The 16,754-nt window shown below is 48.9% G+C and carries 15 protein-coding genes; 7 read left to right on the top strand and 8 right to left on the bottom strand.

From position 1 onward, the window contains the following. Position 1 precedes the first annotated feature (1 nt). The 3 genes from C3V43_RS02655 (at position 2) to C3V43_RS02650 (ending at position 1,205) form a co-directional block, all read left to right on the top strand. The gene (locus tag C3V43_RS02655) at positions 2 to 547 is read left to right on the top strand and encodes an HU family DNA-binding protein (RefSeq protein WP_106068478.1); all 546 of its coding nucleotides are present in this window, start codon (positions 2 to 4) and stop codon (positions 545 to 547) included. A gap of 98 nt (positions 548 to 645) precedes the next feature. Continuing rightward, positions 646 to 756, top strand: coding sequence for a smalltalk protein (locus C3V43_RS14740; RefSeq protein WP_164996211.1), 111 nt, complete (start codon positions 646 to 648; stop codon positions 754 to 756). 5 nt (positions 757 to 761) lie between these two features. Further along, positions 762 to 1,205: an N-acetylmuramoyl-L-alanine amidase gene (locus tag C3V43_RS02650; protein WP_106068477.1), complete on the top strand. Its 444-nt coding sequence runs from the start codon at positions 762 to 764 to the stop codon at positions 1,203 to 1,205. A gap of 87 nt (positions 1,206 to 1,292) precedes the next feature. Here C3V43_RS02650 and C3V43_RS02645 read toward each other — a convergent pair whose 3' ends face one another. From C3V43_RS02645 to C3V43_RS02615, 7 genes are all read right to left on the bottom strand, one after another. Beyond that, complete coding sequence (locus tag C3V43_RS02645; RefSeq protein ID WP_106068476.1) at positions 1,293 to 2,159, bottom strand: glycosyltransferase family 2 protein; 867 nt, start codon at positions 2,157 to 2,159, stop codon at positions 1,293 to 1,295. After that, positions 2,156 to 3,313 carry a glycosyltransferase family 4 protein gene (locus tag C3V43_RS02640; RefSeq protein ID WP_106070426.1) on the bottom strand — a complete coding sequence of 386 codons (1,158 nt, stop codon included), beginning with the start codon at positions 3,311 to 3,313 and terminating at the stop codon, positions 2,156 to 2,158. Before C3V43_RS02640 ends, C3V43_RS02645 begins: the two co-directional genes overlap by 4 nt. 31 nt (positions 3,314 to 3,344) lie before the next feature. Beyond that, positions 3,345 to 4,787, bottom strand: coding sequence for a lipopolysaccharide biosynthesis protein (locus tag C3V43_RS02635; protein ID WP_106068475.1), 1,443 nt, complete (start codon positions 4,785 to 4,787; stop codon positions 3,345 to 3,347). A 30-nt stretch (positions 4,788 to 4,817) separates the two neighbouring features. Next, positions 4,818 to 6,734 carry an asparagine synthase-related protein gene (locus C3V43_RS02630; RefSeq protein WP_106068474.1) on the bottom strand — a complete coding sequence of 639 codons (1,917 nt, stop codon included), beginning with the start codon at positions 6,732 to 6,734 and terminating at the stop codon, positions 4,818 to 4,820. A gap of 25 nt (positions 6,735 to 6,759) precedes the next feature. Beyond that, a complete protein-coding gene (locus tag C3V43_RS02625; protein WP_106068473.1) occupies positions 6,760 to 7,932 on the bottom strand; it encodes a glycosyltransferase family 2 protein in 1,173 nt (390 codons plus the stop codon). 765 nt (positions 7,933 to 8,697) lie between these two features. Continuing rightward, complete coding sequence (locus C3V43_RS02620; RefSeq protein ID WP_106068472.1) at positions 8,698 to 9,366, bottom strand: bifunctional 4-hydroxy-2-oxoglutarate aldolase/2-dehydro-3-deoxy-phosphogluconate aldolase; 669 nt, start codon at positions 9,364 to 9,366, stop codon at positions 8,698 to 8,700. Between the two features lie 148 nt (positions 9,367 to 9,514). Further along, positions 9,515 to 10,540, bottom strand: a complete 1,026-nt coding sequence (locus tag C3V43_RS02615) for a sugar kinase (protein WP_106068471.1) — start codon at positions 10,538 to 10,540, stop codon at positions 9,515 to 9,517. Positions 10,541 to 10,806: 266 nt separating this feature from the next. On the opposite strand from C3V43_RS02615, the gene C3V43_RS02610 reads away from it, so the two are divergent. From C3V43_RS02610 to C3V43_RS02595, 4 genes are all read left to right on the top strand, one after another. Further along, a complete protein-coding gene (locus C3V43_RS02610) occupies positions 10,807 to 11,862 on the top strand; it encodes a LacI family DNA-binding transcriptional regulator (protein WP_106070425.1) in 1,056 nt (351 codons plus the stop codon). A gap of 121 nt (positions 11,863 to 11,983) precedes the next feature. Then, on the top strand, positions 11,984 to 13,474 hold the full coding sequence (locus C3V43_RS02605; protein ID WP_106070424.1) for a UxaA family hydrolase: 1,491 nt from the start codon (positions 11,984 to 11,986) through the stop codon (positions 13,472 to 13,474). Positions 13,475 to 13,609: 135 nt separating this feature from the next. Continuing rightward, a complete protein-coding gene (locus C3V43_RS02600; protein ID WP_106068470.1) occupies positions 13,610 to 14,158 on the top strand; it encodes a 30S ribosomal protein S16 in 549 nt (182 codons plus the stop codon). Positions 14,159 to 14,275: 117 nt separating this feature from the next. Further along, positions 14,276 to 15,373, top strand: a complete 1,098-nt coding sequence (locus C3V43_RS02595; protein WP_106068469.1) for a TlpA disulfide reductase family protein — start codon at positions 14,276 to 14,278, stop codon at positions 15,371 to 15,373. 345 nt (positions 15,374 to 15,718) lie between these two features. On the opposite strand, the gene C3V43_RS02590 is transcribed toward C3V43_RS02595, so the two are convergent. Beyond that, a complete protein-coding gene (locus C3V43_RS02590; RefSeq protein WP_106068468.1) occupies positions 15,719 to 16,690 on the bottom strand; it encodes a uroporphyrinogen decarboxylase/cobalamine-independent methonine synthase family protein in 972 nt (323 codons plus the stop codon). Between the last annotated feature and the right edge of the window lie 64 nt (positions 16,691 to 16,754).

Here is a 16,754-nt window from a genome sequence, read left to right as displayed (position 1 = left end):
CATGTCAACAGCATTAGTAGTACGCAGCATGCGTCGCAAAAAAATCGGAGATGCCCGGTCGCCCATGGTCTACACCCTGAAGCGCAAGCCCAAAGATGCTAAAATCTTCAACCTCAGCCGTCTGGCACAAGACATCGAAGCCCTCGGCGGCATGTCGGCCGAAGACGTGGAGCACGTGGGCAAAGCCATCATCCGCCAAATGCGCCAAACCCTGACCGACGGCAACAGTGTCCAGCTGGACGGCTTCGGCATCTTCCACACCACCTTCAGATGCCGTACCAGCGAAGCGGCCAAAGATTGCACGGTGAAAAACATCGAGCGCGTCAACATCCGCTTCCGCGTGGCCAACGCTTTCCGCCTGGTAAACGACAGCAATGCCACCACCAAAGGCGCACCCAACAACATCGTCTTCGAACTCGTGTCCGAAGAGCCCTCCAAACCCTCCGGCAACAACCCGTCCGCCGGCAGCGGAACCTCCGGTAATTCCGGCGAAACTTCCGGCGGCTCCGTTTCGGAAGGAGGCCAGAACGAAAACCCGTTAGGATGATGAAGAGCGATGAACGATTGGCGGTCAGTGCCCGGCAAGCCACTGACCGCCAATCACTAACCACTAACCACTAACCACAAACTAATTCTCTAAAAACCATGAAACAAAAATCTACTACTTGGGACAATGTGTTGAAACTGATCATTGCTTTGGCCTCCGCCTTGCTGGGTGCCTTCAGCACACACGCCATGACAGGCTCAAATTTGTAACGGCGATGAGACGCATTGATTTGATCGTGATACATTGCAGCGCCACGTGCGAGGACCGTCCCTTTACCGAGCAAGCTCTGGAGGCGGCACATCGTCGACGCGGATTTGACGGCACAGGCTATCACTTCTACATCCGTCGCGACGGCCGCATCCTTACCACACGCCCGGTCGAGAGGGTCGGCATCCACGCCCGTGGGCACAATGCCCACTCCATCGGCGTGTGCTATGAAGGCGGTCTGGACCACTACGGCAACCCCAAAGACACGCGAACCGAATGGCAACGCCACTCGCTACGCGTCCTCGTCAGGGTGCTGCTGTCCGACTATCCGGGTGCAAAAGTCGTAGGACACCGCGACCTCAGTCCCGACCTGAACCACAACGGCGAAATCGAACCGATGGAATGGACCAAGCAATGCCCTTGCTTCGAGGTGAAGAAAGAAAGATGGTGAAACACAAAACAAAAAAAACGCAGACCACGTCAGCTCTTTTACGCACTGGCGTCGGTCTGCGTCCTGCATTTCACAGAGTGCTGTTTCCTACCCTTTCTTTTGTTTATCTACCAAGTTATGCTCCATGTCTTCATACTTCTTGGCTGCAAAGAAAAAACCCTTGCCCTTGCTTAAGATTTGTTTTACCCGCAACCAGAAACGCTTCCACAACATTCCCTCTCCAATAGTGCCGTAACCTGTGACGGCACGTGCTTTGCTGCCATACAAAAAGGCTATCTTGCCGTATTTGCGCAGGCCGAAAGCCAGCGTCCCGTCTTCACCACGAATAATATCCACCCGGATGCCTACCTTACGGGCTTCCTCGGTCCGATAGGAGAAAACCAACCCGCGGACACTTAATTCCGGACGCTTGATAGCTTGCAAACGGAGGTATAAATTACGGAGCGCCTCATACAGCACCATGTCCAACCTCGAATAGTGCTCGCTGGGGATGTAACCCCAATTGGCACTCACCGCCACAACCTTTGGCGAGCGCTCCATCAAATCAATCACCGTATCAACATAACAGGGAGGGTAAAGCGTGTCTGCGTCTATATTTATATGATACTTGCCCTTGGCATGAGACATGCCGCACAAACGTGCATGGCCGCAACTGTGCTGAAACTCGGTATAGAAGGGAATGCCCGAAGCCTTGAATATCTCAGCCGTTCTGTCTTTCGAGTCATTGTTCACTCCTATAATTTCTATCGGATATTTGGTCTTCAGGTCGCTCAAAGCCCATAGGCATGCCAATAAGTGTTTCTCTTCATTATAAGCTATAACGGAAACCGTGACCAAAGGAGCCTCGCTCTGCAACTTCTGCAGGTTGCCTCTAACCTCGGAAACGATTCCTCTGAAAGCCTCTTCATCGTAGCTTTTTTCATAGACTTGCATGTATTTCTCATACCACCTCATAGCCGTTTTCTCCTTTCTTCCAATAATGATTCGAACAAATCAATCCACTGTTTCCCTATACTGTCTATATCATATTTTTCTGCTTTCACACGGGCGTTTTTACCCATTTCCATCCGAAGCCCCTCATCTTCTATCAACCTGCTCATCGCTTCTGCCAGCCCGTCGATATCGCCCTCGGGCACCAACAATCCGTCCACCTCCTCGGATATCACATCGCGCGGGCCGCAATGACAAGCATATGCCACCACCGGCAAGCCGCATGCCATTGCTTCCATCATCACAAGGGATACTCCCTCGAACCGGGAACTCAACACGAAAATAGAACTTTCCTGATATTTCGTAATGATATCAGATACCGGTTTTTCCAGTATGCAATGCTCGGACAACCCCAACTTCTCTATCTGATGTTGCAACTGGTTTCGCAGGCGACCGTCCCCATAAATCTTCAGCACCCAGTCAGGATGCTTGTCTATCACCTGTCGCCAAGCCGGAATAAGCCGGTCGAAACCTTTTTGCTCAACATATCGCCCTACGGCTATCACTTGCTTGTTACGGCAATCCGACACCCGGTCGGGGAAAAACGAAGCCGGATTTGGTATCACCATCACATTGTCCAGCTCCGTCCAATACGCGAGATCCTCATAGGTCAACACGACGAATTTAGAAAGTTTACGCAATTCGCGTACCAGATTGCCCATCCAACGCCGCTGTATATAAGAGTTTAGCACCGAAGGCAGCCACCGTGCATTGAAATACCTGTAATGCAAACGGTCGAAATGGATCTCACCTATTTTGATGCTGCCGTCTTTCATCCTATCAATAATATTTATGTCGCGGCGCAACAAGGAGATGGTGATGTCCGGTTGGATATGAGACAAACAAACACTCAGCCTTTCTTTCAGTTTATACATTCTCTGCCGGTAAAGCCATAAGCGGCAAAGAAGAAAATGCTTGTAAGGCTCCTCAAAATCAATGTTGAGCTGGTGCACTCTCACTGATTCGTCCAACGGGAAATATGGTTTCTTATCTCCCCCGTCGGTGATGATGATATGTATCTCATGTCCCTGACGAGCCAAATAATTAGCCTTCATGGTAAGCACCCGCTCCATCCCGCTGGGATAATAAAGCGCAGGTATACAATATGCTATCTTCATCTTCATAATCCTCTTTTTTTAGGTGGGACTATCAGTTTCTTTCATTACGATCTCCTTTCAGAAAGGATATCAGAAGCTTAAATTCTTGGAGTTTCAACAAATGAGCGGAAAGAAGATAAAAACCTAATCCGGCTCCTGCACCGACAAGCAACTTGCATGCGGCGGAATCTATAATGAATGTGACTCCATACACAAACCCTCCCATCACGAAGGACAAAATGAGCGAAGGGGCCAATATCCTGAACTGTTCCTTATAGCCCACTGAAGTCAGCCTACGCGAATAAGCTATAATAACCGACAAGTCGACGAAGGAATAAACCAGCATACCCCAACAAACAATTTCAATGCTGAATTGCAAAGTAAACAATAATATGAGTACTGCCAAGATTTTTTTTATAATTTCTGCTTGCAGATGATGATCGCTCCGCCCCTTGGCATCCAACACCGAGACATTGGCCTGCATCATCGGAAGCCACATCATCGACAGGCAGATAATCCGGAATAACGGCGCCGCAGGCAGCCACTTCTCCTTTAAGAGCAGCAGTATCATCGGTTCTGCCAAAACGGCAAAACCAACCATCAACGGGAATAACACAAATCCGGATATCCGCAAATAACTGACAAACAGCTGATTGAACTTCTCACGCTCATCCTGATAGCGGCACTGGATGGGATAAAGCACCTTATGCACAATGTTGCCAAAGTTCTGCACAGGAAACTGTCCCAACGTGTACGATCGGTTAAAATAGCCAAGCGTAGAGGCGTCGAACGCCTTACCCACTACCAACGAATACATGTGGGTATACAGCGAATGAAGCAGGCTTGAGAAAAGCAGCTTGGAGCCGAATGAAAAAAGCTCACGGAACGATGCCCATGAAAAACTCCTCTTAGGCACCCAACGGGTAAACAGCCACAAGGCCATGCCCCAAAACAGATTGCCCGATAGCAACTGAAAGACCAAGGTCCAAGCACCATAGCCATGATAGGCCATCCAAATGCCCAAAGAACCGCCAACAACAACGCCTATCAATGACGCAATAGCCAGCTTTTTAAAATCAAGCGCAATAGTGAGACGGGTCATTTGAACCACCCCCAACGAATTGGTAATCAATACAAGAGCCAAGATGCGAACAAGGTTTATCAATTCCGGCCGGTTATAAAATCCGGCAATCCACGGAGCGGAAGCAAAAAGCAAGCCGTACATTAATATCGAAACTACGATATTGAAATAGAACATTGTGCTGTAATCCGCTTCCGTCCGGTTTCTTTTCTGAATCAAGGCATTGCTGAATCCGCTATCGACAATGGTTTGTGTAATTGCCATAAAAATGCCCAGCATGGCCACAAGCCCATAATCGTCAGGCGACAATATACGGGCTATGATGATGGTAAGAATGAATTGAATGCCCTGAGATGAGAATCGTTCAATTGCATTCCAGATCAAACCTTTGGCAGCCAAGTTTTTTACGGACATCTGTTTCCTCTAAAGATTAATCTATTGACATCAATCAAATTTCACCTCTTTCTTTTCTATAAACTCTTCCCACCACGTGACAAGCGTCAGCAGATTGAAATATTGCAATGCCTTGTTTTGACGATGCCAGAACCAACTGTTTTCCTGTCCGGCCTCGCGGTCGTAGCCTGTAAGGAACTTCTCCACGGTGTCTTGACGAAGGTATTCGCAGTATATGCCGGAAGATAGGATGAACTCCTTGAAACGGGCACGCAGCGCATCGTTGCGGAAGAACAAAGGCATGGGAGCAAAACCACCTTGCTTCTTGCGCGAAGTGATGGCTTCGGGCAACAAGGGTTTGTAGTGATGCTTCAGCAGAAACTTAGACGTGCAACGCCCTCGCGCAATATCCAACACACTGTCGCCCTTACACTTCAACCCTACCGGCAACTCTTGCAAGAAACGGTAAAGTTCCAAGTCCATAAAAGGAAACGTCAGGTTATTATTGAACATACGGGCCATGCGGGAAGCCTTGAAGAGGATGATGCGGTTGATGACAATCTCCAAATCGGAGATTCTGGCATGTTGTGTGTACAGATGCTCGAAACTGCGGATATCCGACCGGGGAGGTACTGCCGGATGGAAATCTGTGGGACATTGCATAAAAGCACGCAATGCCGAATCGGAGAAGCCGAAACGCTCGCCCTCCAACACATGCAGTATCTTGTCCATGTGGAAACGAATGCGCGAAAGCTTGTCTCCCGTATCGAAAGAGTCACGGTCGAGCAAACGTCCCATTCCTTTCATCAATGGAAGCATACCTGTACGTGCGGCAAGATAGTGCAATGCCACTTCGCGACCCGAAGTGCCGAAATATTGGTCGCTGCCGTCGCCACCCAGAACGACGTCGGGCTTGTCATCGCCTATCATGCGCATGGCGCAATAGTTCACCATCAGCCCGCCTTCAACAAAAGGCTCGCCCAAGAAACGGACAATATCGGGCAAGGCAGTGATTTCCGTGCCGTCAATCTCGTACTCGTGGTGCCGGGTGCCAAAGGTTTCGGACATCAGGCGAGCCATGGGCAACTCCGTCCACGTGTCGCCTTTGAAGCCTACCGAATAGGAGTCGATCTGCCCATCATAAAAACTGCGCAGGGCGGCAAGGTTGGCCCCCGAATCGTAGCCTCCGCTTAAAAGGATGCCCACCCGGCGGCTGTCTCCGATGCGACGTTTGATGGCCTCTACATGCAATTCGCCATAGCGTCTGGAGAGGGATTCCAAATCCGGATTCCTATCCGTAACAACCCGGTAACCACCAGGAGAGACAGACTTCGCCATCAGCTTGCCGACCTTTTCTTTCGTTTCTTCATACACAGAAGGGAAGCTTTTCTTCAGCATCTCCAAAGTGGGAAGAGAAGAGTTTATGCCCTGGTCGTGTTTAGCCGGTACTATAAAAGATCTTATAACTCCGGCCTCTGTCATCATGCAGACTTTCTCGCCGGCAACCAAAGAGTATATCCCATGCCAACAACTTTCTCCATGCCCCAAAATGCCCCGCTGAAGAAAACCAATCAAAGCGGATTCATTATAGCATAAGTATTCCCCGGTTTTCATTCTCCAACGCTTTTTCAATTCCTGCCAGGAAGAGGAAAAGTCTCCATCAGCCATACAATATATAGGATAATGTGTGCCATGACGGTCGCGCACCACTCCGCATTCGTTTTCGGAGTAGTAGACGATGGTAAACGAACCGTCTAAAAGAGAAAAGCCCAATGCCGGATCGCGCAAATAAACATCGGCGGCAAGCTTGGCATTGGTGTCGTCGGGAGTTGCCTGAAGCATATCCCGATTATGCAGCGTGCCATAAAAGTAAACTTTCAGATTATAACTCTCAAAGGAAGATTCCGGCTCTTCGCCCTCTACGAGGGCTGTACGCCAATTCTCTAAAGTAATTTTTCCGTATATCATGATTCTCAATATACAAATTCGGTCTCTATTTCCCCGTCATGCCATGCTTGGTATGGATAAAATTTTTGTTGGCCCCACGTAGTTTGAAGAGATTGCCCGCCATCAACCAAAAGGTGTGGGGTAGTTTCTGAAGAGCCATGGCCAAACGACTGGTACACAGCCTGCGGGGAACGGCCAGCATCAATGCCACAAACAGCAACGTCAACAGCAGCCACCACTTCATCCCCCATTGCCAGCAGAAAAAGGTGACAAGTAGGGACAAAAGAAATGTGAAGCCCAACAACAATAAGCGGGGGATGGAAAGCTGTTGGAAGAATTTATCGCAAAAGTCCCAGTTACGGTCGATGATGGCCCTGCCCAGATGACCGGAAAATTTCCGACAATAATACCATTGGGCCGAAAGCCAACGGCGACGCTGGCGGGAAAAGTCGTCAACGTTCTGAATCTTTTCGTCGAACACAAACGTATCGGGCAAATAGTGAAAACGCTTGCCACCATAGAGCAAAGTCAGCTCCAGTTCACGGTCAAAGCCACCCACCGCCTTAATTCGGGTCATGGTGTCGCAAAATAAGTCGTAACGGAAAGCCATGCCCGACCCTATCAGAGCAGCAGAGAGCCCCAAATTGACGTGTCCGAGACGGAAGATGGAGTTATTTATCTCTTCACTGATAGCATCCAAAAAAGCCATGTCGCTATTCAAGTTCTTGGCGACACGGTGGGTCTGCACCACTTCCACACCCGGTTGGGCGAAAAAGTCGTTGATGTCGCTCAAATAGTTGTAAGGGATTACATTGTCGGCATCGAGCACAAGGGCAATGTCATATTCATTGCCAATGGCAGCCATACCGGCATTCAAGGCCTTGGACTTGGTGCTATGCTCGAAATTGACTTCAACCAAACGAATGGGCATCGAAGCGAGAGAGGCATTGGTTTCGGGCTGCATGCGGTCGGAAATAACCACGATATCGTAACTCTCAAGGGGATAGTCTTGCTCCAGACAGGAATGAACACAATCGTGTATCACAGCGTCTTCGCGATAAGCGGGAATGAGGATGGCAAAACGTTTCCGTAACGATGCTTTGGAAGATAAAGGAAGGGGGCGACGGCAAGAAGCCACGCTGTAGACTAATAAATACAATATGTTTATTCCAAAAACTATGTATAGAAGCCAATCTATTGTATGCAGAATGTGAGCCAATTTATATACTTGTTAAACTTTTTAGAGGAGATTAAGGCTCCTTGCCCATATATCAAGAAACAAATATAGGGAAAAGAACGTAAATACTACTCAAACAATAAAAAAAAACTTCATCTATATAATAAAAAAACGAGAAAATTCTCACGAACCCCTCGCCACTGTAAGAAAAGCCTTAAAGGCTTTTCTTTTTTAATTGCATCAAAAAAAATTGTTACCTAAAATCAATCTTTCTTTCTACCTAAAAAACAAACTAATCAACCTATTAAAAAAACAAAAGTCACTATCTTTTTACCTTAACTAATCAACCTATTACAAAACCGAAAATCGTTTGTCACAAACTTAAAAGCATTCCTTATGAAAGGAAAATATCTACAAATCTTTTTACCTATTACAAAAACTTATCTTATTCTAAAAAGCCTATCCATTTTTTCTTATCAGCACCCCTCTTTGGAGCATTGAATGCCGAATGAAACCTCAACAGGCTTTTTCTTCAAATCCAAATACAGTTTCTCAACTGCACTGCAAAGGTAAGATTATTTTTCGTGCGTAAAAACAACAAGTGTATTTTTCGCCCTTTTTATAACATTGTTTCACGCATGAGGAGTACAGTTTACACTTATAAACATTTTCAGCTTAAATAATACTTCCCCCCCCAAAAAAAAAGACGAACCATCGAAACGCCGAAGCACCTCGATGGTTGTCTCCTTTAAACACCTTTAAACAAAATGATTTCTCATCTAATCCCGAAGATTTCGCATCTCCGGATTATTTTCTTGCTTCCGCAATATATCCCAACGCTTCCTTGCATTTGTCTGTGACGTAGGCCCAGTCTTCGGCAGCCACCTTATCGTTCGGGAAGAGTTTAGAGCCCATACCTACACAGAACACGCCGGCCTTCACCCATGAAGTGAGGTTTTCCTGTGTGGGCTCTACACCGCCGGTCACCATCAGTTTGCTCCACGGCATCGGGGCCAGCAGACCTTTCACCAGTTTGGCGCCGAGCACATCGCCGGGAAAGACCTTGCAAAGGTCGCAGCCCGCTTCTTGAGCAAAACCCACTTCGGATACGCTGCCACATCCCGGAGTGTAGGCCACCAGACGACGGTTGCAAACCTTGGCTATCTCCGGATTGAACAACGGGCCTACAACGAAGCATGCTCCTAACTGCAAATACAAGGCTGCCGTTGCCGGATCGACAATGGATCCTACCCCCATGGCCATTTCGGGACACTCTTTTGCCGCGAACTTCACAACTTCTGCAAAGACTTCGTGAGCAAAATCGCCGCGATTGGTGAACTCGAAAGCACGAACGCCGCCATCGTAGCAAGCCTTCACCACTTTCTTTGCAACTTCCGCGTCTTTATGATAGAAAACGGGTACCATTCCGGTAGAGCCGATTTTATTCAACACTGCTATTTTATCAAATTTTGCCATCTTACTTTATTTACTATTTGACGAATTTACAACTTTCTATATTTTAAATGTTCGGGGTATGCGTTCTTCAAACTTTTTACTGTGTGCTTGATTTCCGAGTGACGATTTTCCCGGCAATCAAACAGCAAACTGTCTGACTGCCGGCATTTTATCTCTGCACGCGCCCGCTTGCATCGCCACCGGCCAACGCCTCTACCTCCTCTACGGAAACAAGGTTGAAGTCTCCGTTGATGGTATGCTTCAAGGCCGAAGCGGCCACAGCAAATTCGAGGGCCTCACCCTGATTGGACTTCGTCAGCAGCCCGTGGATGATTCCGCCGGAGAAAGAGTCGCCGCCGCCCACACGGTCGATAATGGGGTCGATATCATACCGTTTCGATTCATAAAATTCTTCGCCATTATATATCATTGCTTTCCAACCGTTGTGTGTGGCCGAGAACGACTCACGCAAGGTGGAGATGACATACTTGAAACCAAACTCCTTGGCCATCGCCTTGAAGATGCCTTTATAGCCTTCGGCGTCCGTCTTTCCACCCTCCACATCGGCATCGGGCTTGAAACCGAGGCAGAGTTCGGCATCTTCTTCATTGCCGATGCAAACGTCTACATATCGCATCAGGGGTCTCATGATGGATTGCGCCTTTTCTTTCGTCCAGAGTTTTTTGCGGAAATTGAGGTCGACAGAAACCGTGACACCGTGGCGCTTGGCGGCTTCGCAAGCCAAACGGGTCAGTTCGGCTGCTTTGTCGGAAATGGCGGGTGTGATGCCCGACCAGTGAAACCAGTCGGCGCCTTCCATGATGGCGTCGAAATCAAAATCCGTCGCCTCGGCTTCGGCAATGGCAGAGTGGGCACGGTCGTATATTACCTTGCTGGGACGCATGGAAGCTCCGGTTTCAAGATAATAGATGCCCACACGGTCGCCGCCGCGTGCAATGAAGTCCGTCTTTACGCCATACTTGCGCAACGCATTCACGGCCGACTGACCGATTTCATGTTTCGGCAACTTGGTTACAAAATAAGCGTCATGTCCGTAGTTGGCACAACTGACAGCCACGTTGGCCTCACCTCCGCCATATACCACATCAAAAGAATCGGACTGCACGAAACGGGTGTTGCCCGGAGTAGACAGTCTCAACATGATTTCACCCAATGTAACTACTTTCTTTCCCATAATCTTTTTATGTTTTTATTTTAATATGAATTTATTTCATTTCCTTTCAAATTATCATTCCAAAGCCATATAATGCCTTAAACTACTGTAAACATGAAGAATAAACCAAGAGTAAGACTTGCCGCACACGCCTTTCGTGTGCGAGCACAAAGATACAACAATTTTTGAAATACAAAAAATTATCATATATTTGTCTCCAAAATATCAAAATTATTATTGTGCGCGGACACAAATACCAAACCATCAAACAGAAAACGAGGAAACAGATGGAAAGAATCAGAATAAAAGATATAGCCAAACTGGCGGACGTATCGGTGGGAACCGTAGACCGTGTGATTCACGGGCGTAGCGGCGTTTCCGAAGCCAGCCGCAAACGGGTGGAGGAAATATTGAAGCAGCTGGATTATCAGCCCAACATGTATGCCAGCGCATTGGCCTCGAACAAGAAGTATGCCTTCGCCTGCCTGCTGCCACAGCACGAAAAAGGAGAGTACTGGACGGATGTGGAAACCGGAATATACAATGCGGTGGAGACTTATTCGGACTTCAACGTTGCCGTGCAGATATCCTACTACGACCCGTATGACTATCATTCGTTTGCGGAAGCATCGGGACGAATCATGGAACAGAAACCGGACGGTGTGATGTTTGCCCCCACCATTCCGCAATATACAAAGTCCTTCACCGAGGATTTGAACCTGCAAGGTATACCTTATATATATATAGACTCCAATATCAAGGAAGAACCAGCCCTCTCTTTCTTCGGGCAAGACTCGCACCAAAGCGGCTATTTCGCAGCCCGCATGCTGATGCTATTGGCCGGCGAAGATGCGGGGGAGGTGGTCATTTTCCGCAAGATCAACGAAGGTATCGTGGGGTCTAACCAACAGGAACGCCGCGAGATAGGATTCAGAGAGTACATGCAGAAACATCATCCCGCCTGCCGCATCCGGGAGCTGGACCTGCACGCCAAACGCGACAGCGAGGATACGCAGATGCTGGACGAGTTTTTCGTGAAGCATCCCACCGTGAAGAACGGAATCACTTTCAACTCCAAAGCCTACATCATCGGCGAATATCTGCTGAAGAAACACAAGCAGGACTTCAACCTCATGGGTTATGACTTGCTGCAACGCAATGTAGACTGCCTGAAGCAGGGAAGCATCTTCTTCCTCATTGCACAGCAGCCCACGCTGCAAGGGTTCGACGGCATCAGGGCGCTGTGCGAGCATCTCATCCTGAAAAAAGAAATTGCAAGAGAGCACTTCATGCCCATCGACCTGCTGACCAAAGAGAATATCGAATTTTACTATAACAAATAAACCGAATTTACAAACCGACAACGTACGATTCGGCCGCACGAATAAAAAACGGATGCACAGCACACAGACAAACGGCACGTTGTAAGTGGTGAAACGCAAAAAAAAGAAAATGACTGACATGTTGGAAACAAAGTACTTGAAAATCAACCCGGCCGACAATGTGGCGGTAGCCATCTCTGCCCTGTCGTCAGGCGAAGCAATCACCGTGGACGGTATGACAATCACACTGAACGAAGACATTCCTGCCGGACACAAATTTGCATTGAAAGATTTTGCAGCAGGCGAAGACATCATCAAATACGGTTATCCCATAGGACATGCGACGAAAGCGCAAAGAAAGGGCGACTGGATGAACGAGCACAACATCAAGACCAATCTCGCCGGACTGCTGGAATATACCTACCGACCCGTAAATGCGGATTTGGACATCCCGAAGAAGCACCTGACTTTCAAAGGCTACCGACGCAAGAACGGCGATGTGGGCGTGCGAAACGAGCTATGGATTATCCCCACGGTGGGTTGCGTAAACGGCATCATCAACCGACTTGCCGAAGACTTGCGCCGCGAAACGGGTGGCAAAGGAGTGGACGCAATCATGGCCTATCCGCACAACTACGGCTGTTCGCAGTTGGGCGAAGACCACGAAAACACCAAGAAAATCCTGCGCGACATGGTGTTGCACCCCAATGCGGGAGCCGTGCTCGTGGTGGGGTTAGGATGCGAGAACAACCAGCCGGACGTGTTCCGCGAGTTTTTGGGAGATTTTGACCCGGAGCGCGTAAAATTCATGGTGACCCAAAAAGTGGGCGACGAGTACGAGGAAGGCATGAAGCTGCTGCGCGAACTCTATGCCAAAGCCTGTCGGGACCAACGCGAAGACATCCCGTTGAGCGAGCTGCGGGTGGGTTTGAAGTGCGGCGGGTCGGACGGGTTCTCCGGCATCACGGCCAATCCGCTACTGGGCATGTTCTCCGATTTTCTGGTGGCTCAAGGTGGTACAAGCGTGCTGACGGAAGTACCCGAAATGTTCGGCGCGGAAACCATACTGATGAATCGCTGCCGCACCAAAGAATTATTTGAAGAGACCGTGAAGCTTATCAACGACTTCAAGGAATATTTCCTATCGCACGGCGAACCGGTAGGCGAAAACCCTTCGCCGGGCAATAAGGCGGGAGGCATCTCCACGCTGGAGGACAAAGCGCTGGGATGCACGCAGAAATGCGGAAAAAGCTACGTGGAAGGAGTGCTTCCGTACGGCGAACGCTTAAAGGTCAGAGGGTTGAACCTGCTGTCCGCTCCGGGCAACGATTTGGTGGCCGCCACCGCCCTCGCCTCGTGCGGTTGCCACATGGTGCTGTTCACCACCGGACGAGGCACACCGTTCGGAACCTACGTGCCCACCATGAAGATTTCCACCAACTCCACACTGGCAAAGAACAAGCCGGGATGGATTGATTTCAACGCCGGAGTAATCGTCGAAAACGAGCCGATGGAGAAAACCTGCGAACACTTCATCGACTACATCATCCGGGTGGCAAGCGGCGAATTCGTGAACAACGAAAAGAACGGGTACAAGGAAATAGCCATTTTCAAGACGGGTGTGACGTTGTAAAAATACTCCGGAAAACAGTCCGAAGAAAAAAAACGGAGGCATACCTTTGCAAATCAAAAGAAAAAGCGTACCTTTGCGCCGCTATTACGAGATAGTAGCATAATTCAAATCATTAACCAAAACATTATTAATTAAATGGCAACAAAAATCAGATTGCAAAGACATGGACGCAAAAGCTACGCTTTCTACTCCATCGTGATTGCAGATGTAAGAGCACCACGTGATGGTAAATTTATTGAAAAGATTGGTACTTATAATCCTAACACCAATCCTGCCACAGTAGATTTGAAATTCGACCGCGCACTCGACTGGGTGCTGAAAGGTGCACAACCCACCGACACCGTTCGCAACATCCTGTCCCGTGAAGGCGTCTACATGAAGAAACACCTCCTTGGCGGTGTGGCTAAAGGTGCATTCGGCGAAGCCGAAGCCGAAGCTAAATTCGAAGCTTGGAAGAACAACAAACAAAGCGGTCTGGCTGCCCTGAAAGCAAAAGAAGACGAAGCCAAGAAAGCTGATGCAAAAGCCCGTCTGGCAGCCGAGAAGAAAATAAACGAAGAAAAAGCCAAAGCATTGGCCGAAAAGAAAGCTGCCGAAGAAGCTGCCAAAGCCGCAGCCGAAGCACCCGCAGAAGAGGCTCCCGCAGCCGAAGAAGCCCCTGCTGAAGAAACTGCTGCTGAATAATAAGCAAAAGTTTATTCTAAAATAGGATTAAAACGATAAAATCCTCTCCGGTTCATGTCGGAGAGGATTTTTATTTATTATCTTTGTCGCTATATTATTTTTCAAAAAAAGAATAGCATGAAAAAGTTTACTTATCTACTGGCTGCTGCCGCTGTGTTTGCAGCTTGTAACGGCGAAAACAAAGGTTACACCGTAACCGGAACCGTAGATGGTGCAGCCGACGGCGACACCGTGTATCTGGGAAGTGTGGAAGGACGCCAATTCGTGAAACTGGACTCTACCACCATCAAAGGCGGAACGTTTACCTTCAAAGGTAAGCAAGACACTGCCGTAAACCGCTACATCTCTTATAAGGCAGAAGGCAAAGAAGGAGCAACCATCGACTTCTTCCTCGAAAACGGCAAAATCAACATCAAGCTGTCCGAAGGAAACAACTCGGCCACGGGTACGGTAAACAACGACACCTATCAGGAAATCAGGACGCAAGTCAACGGGCTGAGCAAACAGATGATGACCATCTACGAATCCATGTCGGACACCACCCTGACCGATGAACAGCGCGAAGCCAACAACAAGGAGATGGAAAGCTTGGAGGAGAAGATGATAGAAGCCATCAAAGCCGGAATCAACAAGAATATCGCCAACCCCGTAGGCGTGCAGATGCTCAAGCAGAACTATTACTACATGAGCGTGGAAGAGCTTGACCCGCTTATGCCGCAGATTCCCGCCGCTTTCGACAACGACGAAACCATCGTCAAAATCAAGAATAACGTAAAGAAAATGAAAGCCACGGCCGTAGGCCAGAAGTTTACGGACTTCGAAATGCAGACTCCGGAAGGCAAAACCGTGAAGCTGTCCGACTACGTGGGCAAAGGCAAAGTAGTGCTCGTTGATTTCTGGGCAAGCTGGTGCGGACCATGCCGTCGCGAAATGCCGAATCTGGTAGACGCTTATGCCAAATACAAGAAGAAGAACTTCGAAATCGTGGGTGTGTCTTTGGACCAAAGCGCCGATGCATGGAAAGACGCCATCAAGAAGCTGAACATCACTTGGCCGCAAATGTCCGACCTGAAATACTGGAACTGCGAAGGCGCTCAACTCTATGCCGTAAGCAGCATCCCCCACACCGTACTGATTGACGGTGAAGGAACCATCCTTGCACGCGGACTGCATGGCGACGAAATTCAGAAAAAACTGGCCGAGGTATTGAAATAAAAGCCCCTCCCACTCCGCTGTCCGAGAATAAGGACTGCGGAGTGGACAGATATTTTCAGGCGCGGATTGCGCGGATTTCACGGATTTTTCAATTCATAAAAACCGTGTCGATTCGCGCAATCCGCGCCTGTTGTACATCATGACGCAACGCGACGGATGAAATGTGCGGGATTGCAAGCCGTAAAGTGCGGGGTTACAGCCAACAAAGTGCGGGATTGAAGTCCGTAAAGTGTGGGATTGCGACCGACGAAGTGAGGGTTTACGACCGATGAAGTGAGGTATTGCGACCGATGAAGTGAGGAGGAAGGAGTTCACCATGCCCCACCCTCCGTCTTGCCTCCGGTTTCAAGAAAAAATACGTTCTACCATTATCATCCCAAGCCGCACGGTTTCCCACTGCTTCTCTTCATCGGCAAGCGACGGGGAAAGAAGCGCATTGGCGTCCGGCAGACACAATGTGAAACGTTTCAGGGGAATATAATTCAACACGCTTTCCGTCTTGGCCTGCAATTCGTCCAATTCGTCTTCATGCGGATAATGAGAGAGGACAAAACCGAAGACGGCCTCTTTCTCGTGTATGAACCAAAGCAGGCGGTTGCGGTCGCAGGCTCCGCAGTCGTAGTTCAAAAAATAAGCATCGGCGCCATGCAACTGCACCAGCATGTCGGTGGGTGCATGAAAAGCAACATACATTCCGGCAGGCCGTTCGCGCAACACACGGTTGTTCAGCCGGACGGTCTCCTCCATGATGACGGAATGCACGCCGTCGAACTGAATATAGCGGCAACCGGCATCATAAAGCAGGGTGAGCAGACTTTTGTAGCAAGAAGCAATGTCGTCCGTCAGCAGCCGGATGTCGGGATATACCATTTCCAATTGAGACCGCTCCACCCGTTGAAGAATCTGTGTCATGACTTCGGCCGGCGAAGGAACGTGCTGCTTCTTCATCACATCCTCTCCCGCTACGGACGCCAAAAAGGCAAATTCCTCCAGAACGGGATGCCGAAGCAGGCCGAGCCTTCCTGTAATCTCCAAAAGAGAGCCTTCGGAGAAAAGACGATTGTCCTTTGAGCGGATGCCTTCCCAACTTTCCAAAAAATCGCGGGTGCGAAAACCGCCATCAGACACCACTTTCATGCCTCCCTGCTTCAGACGCTCCACGAGACGACGCACTTCCGCGTCCTCAACCGCCTGCAAAGTTTGCCGGCCCATTTTTCCTTCGTAATACTGTTTGCGCGCATCCTTCAGCACAGAGGGCACACAGAACGCCCCGGCTATATCAATCTTGAGTGGAAGAGACACATTGGCCATATTCATCCTTTTTTTGATTATTGTAAAAAACGAACGGCGCTTTGCCCGGATTTCACAGGAAGCAAAGCCA

Source organism: Prevotella heparinolytica, assembly GCF_002998535.1.
GTDB lineage: Bacteria > Bacteroidota > Bacteroidia > Bacteroidales > Bacteroidaceae > Bacteroides > Bacteroides heparinolyticus.
The sequence above is the reverse complement of the archived record's forward strand: the minus strand, read 5'-3'. Positions and strand labels throughout refer to the sequence as shown.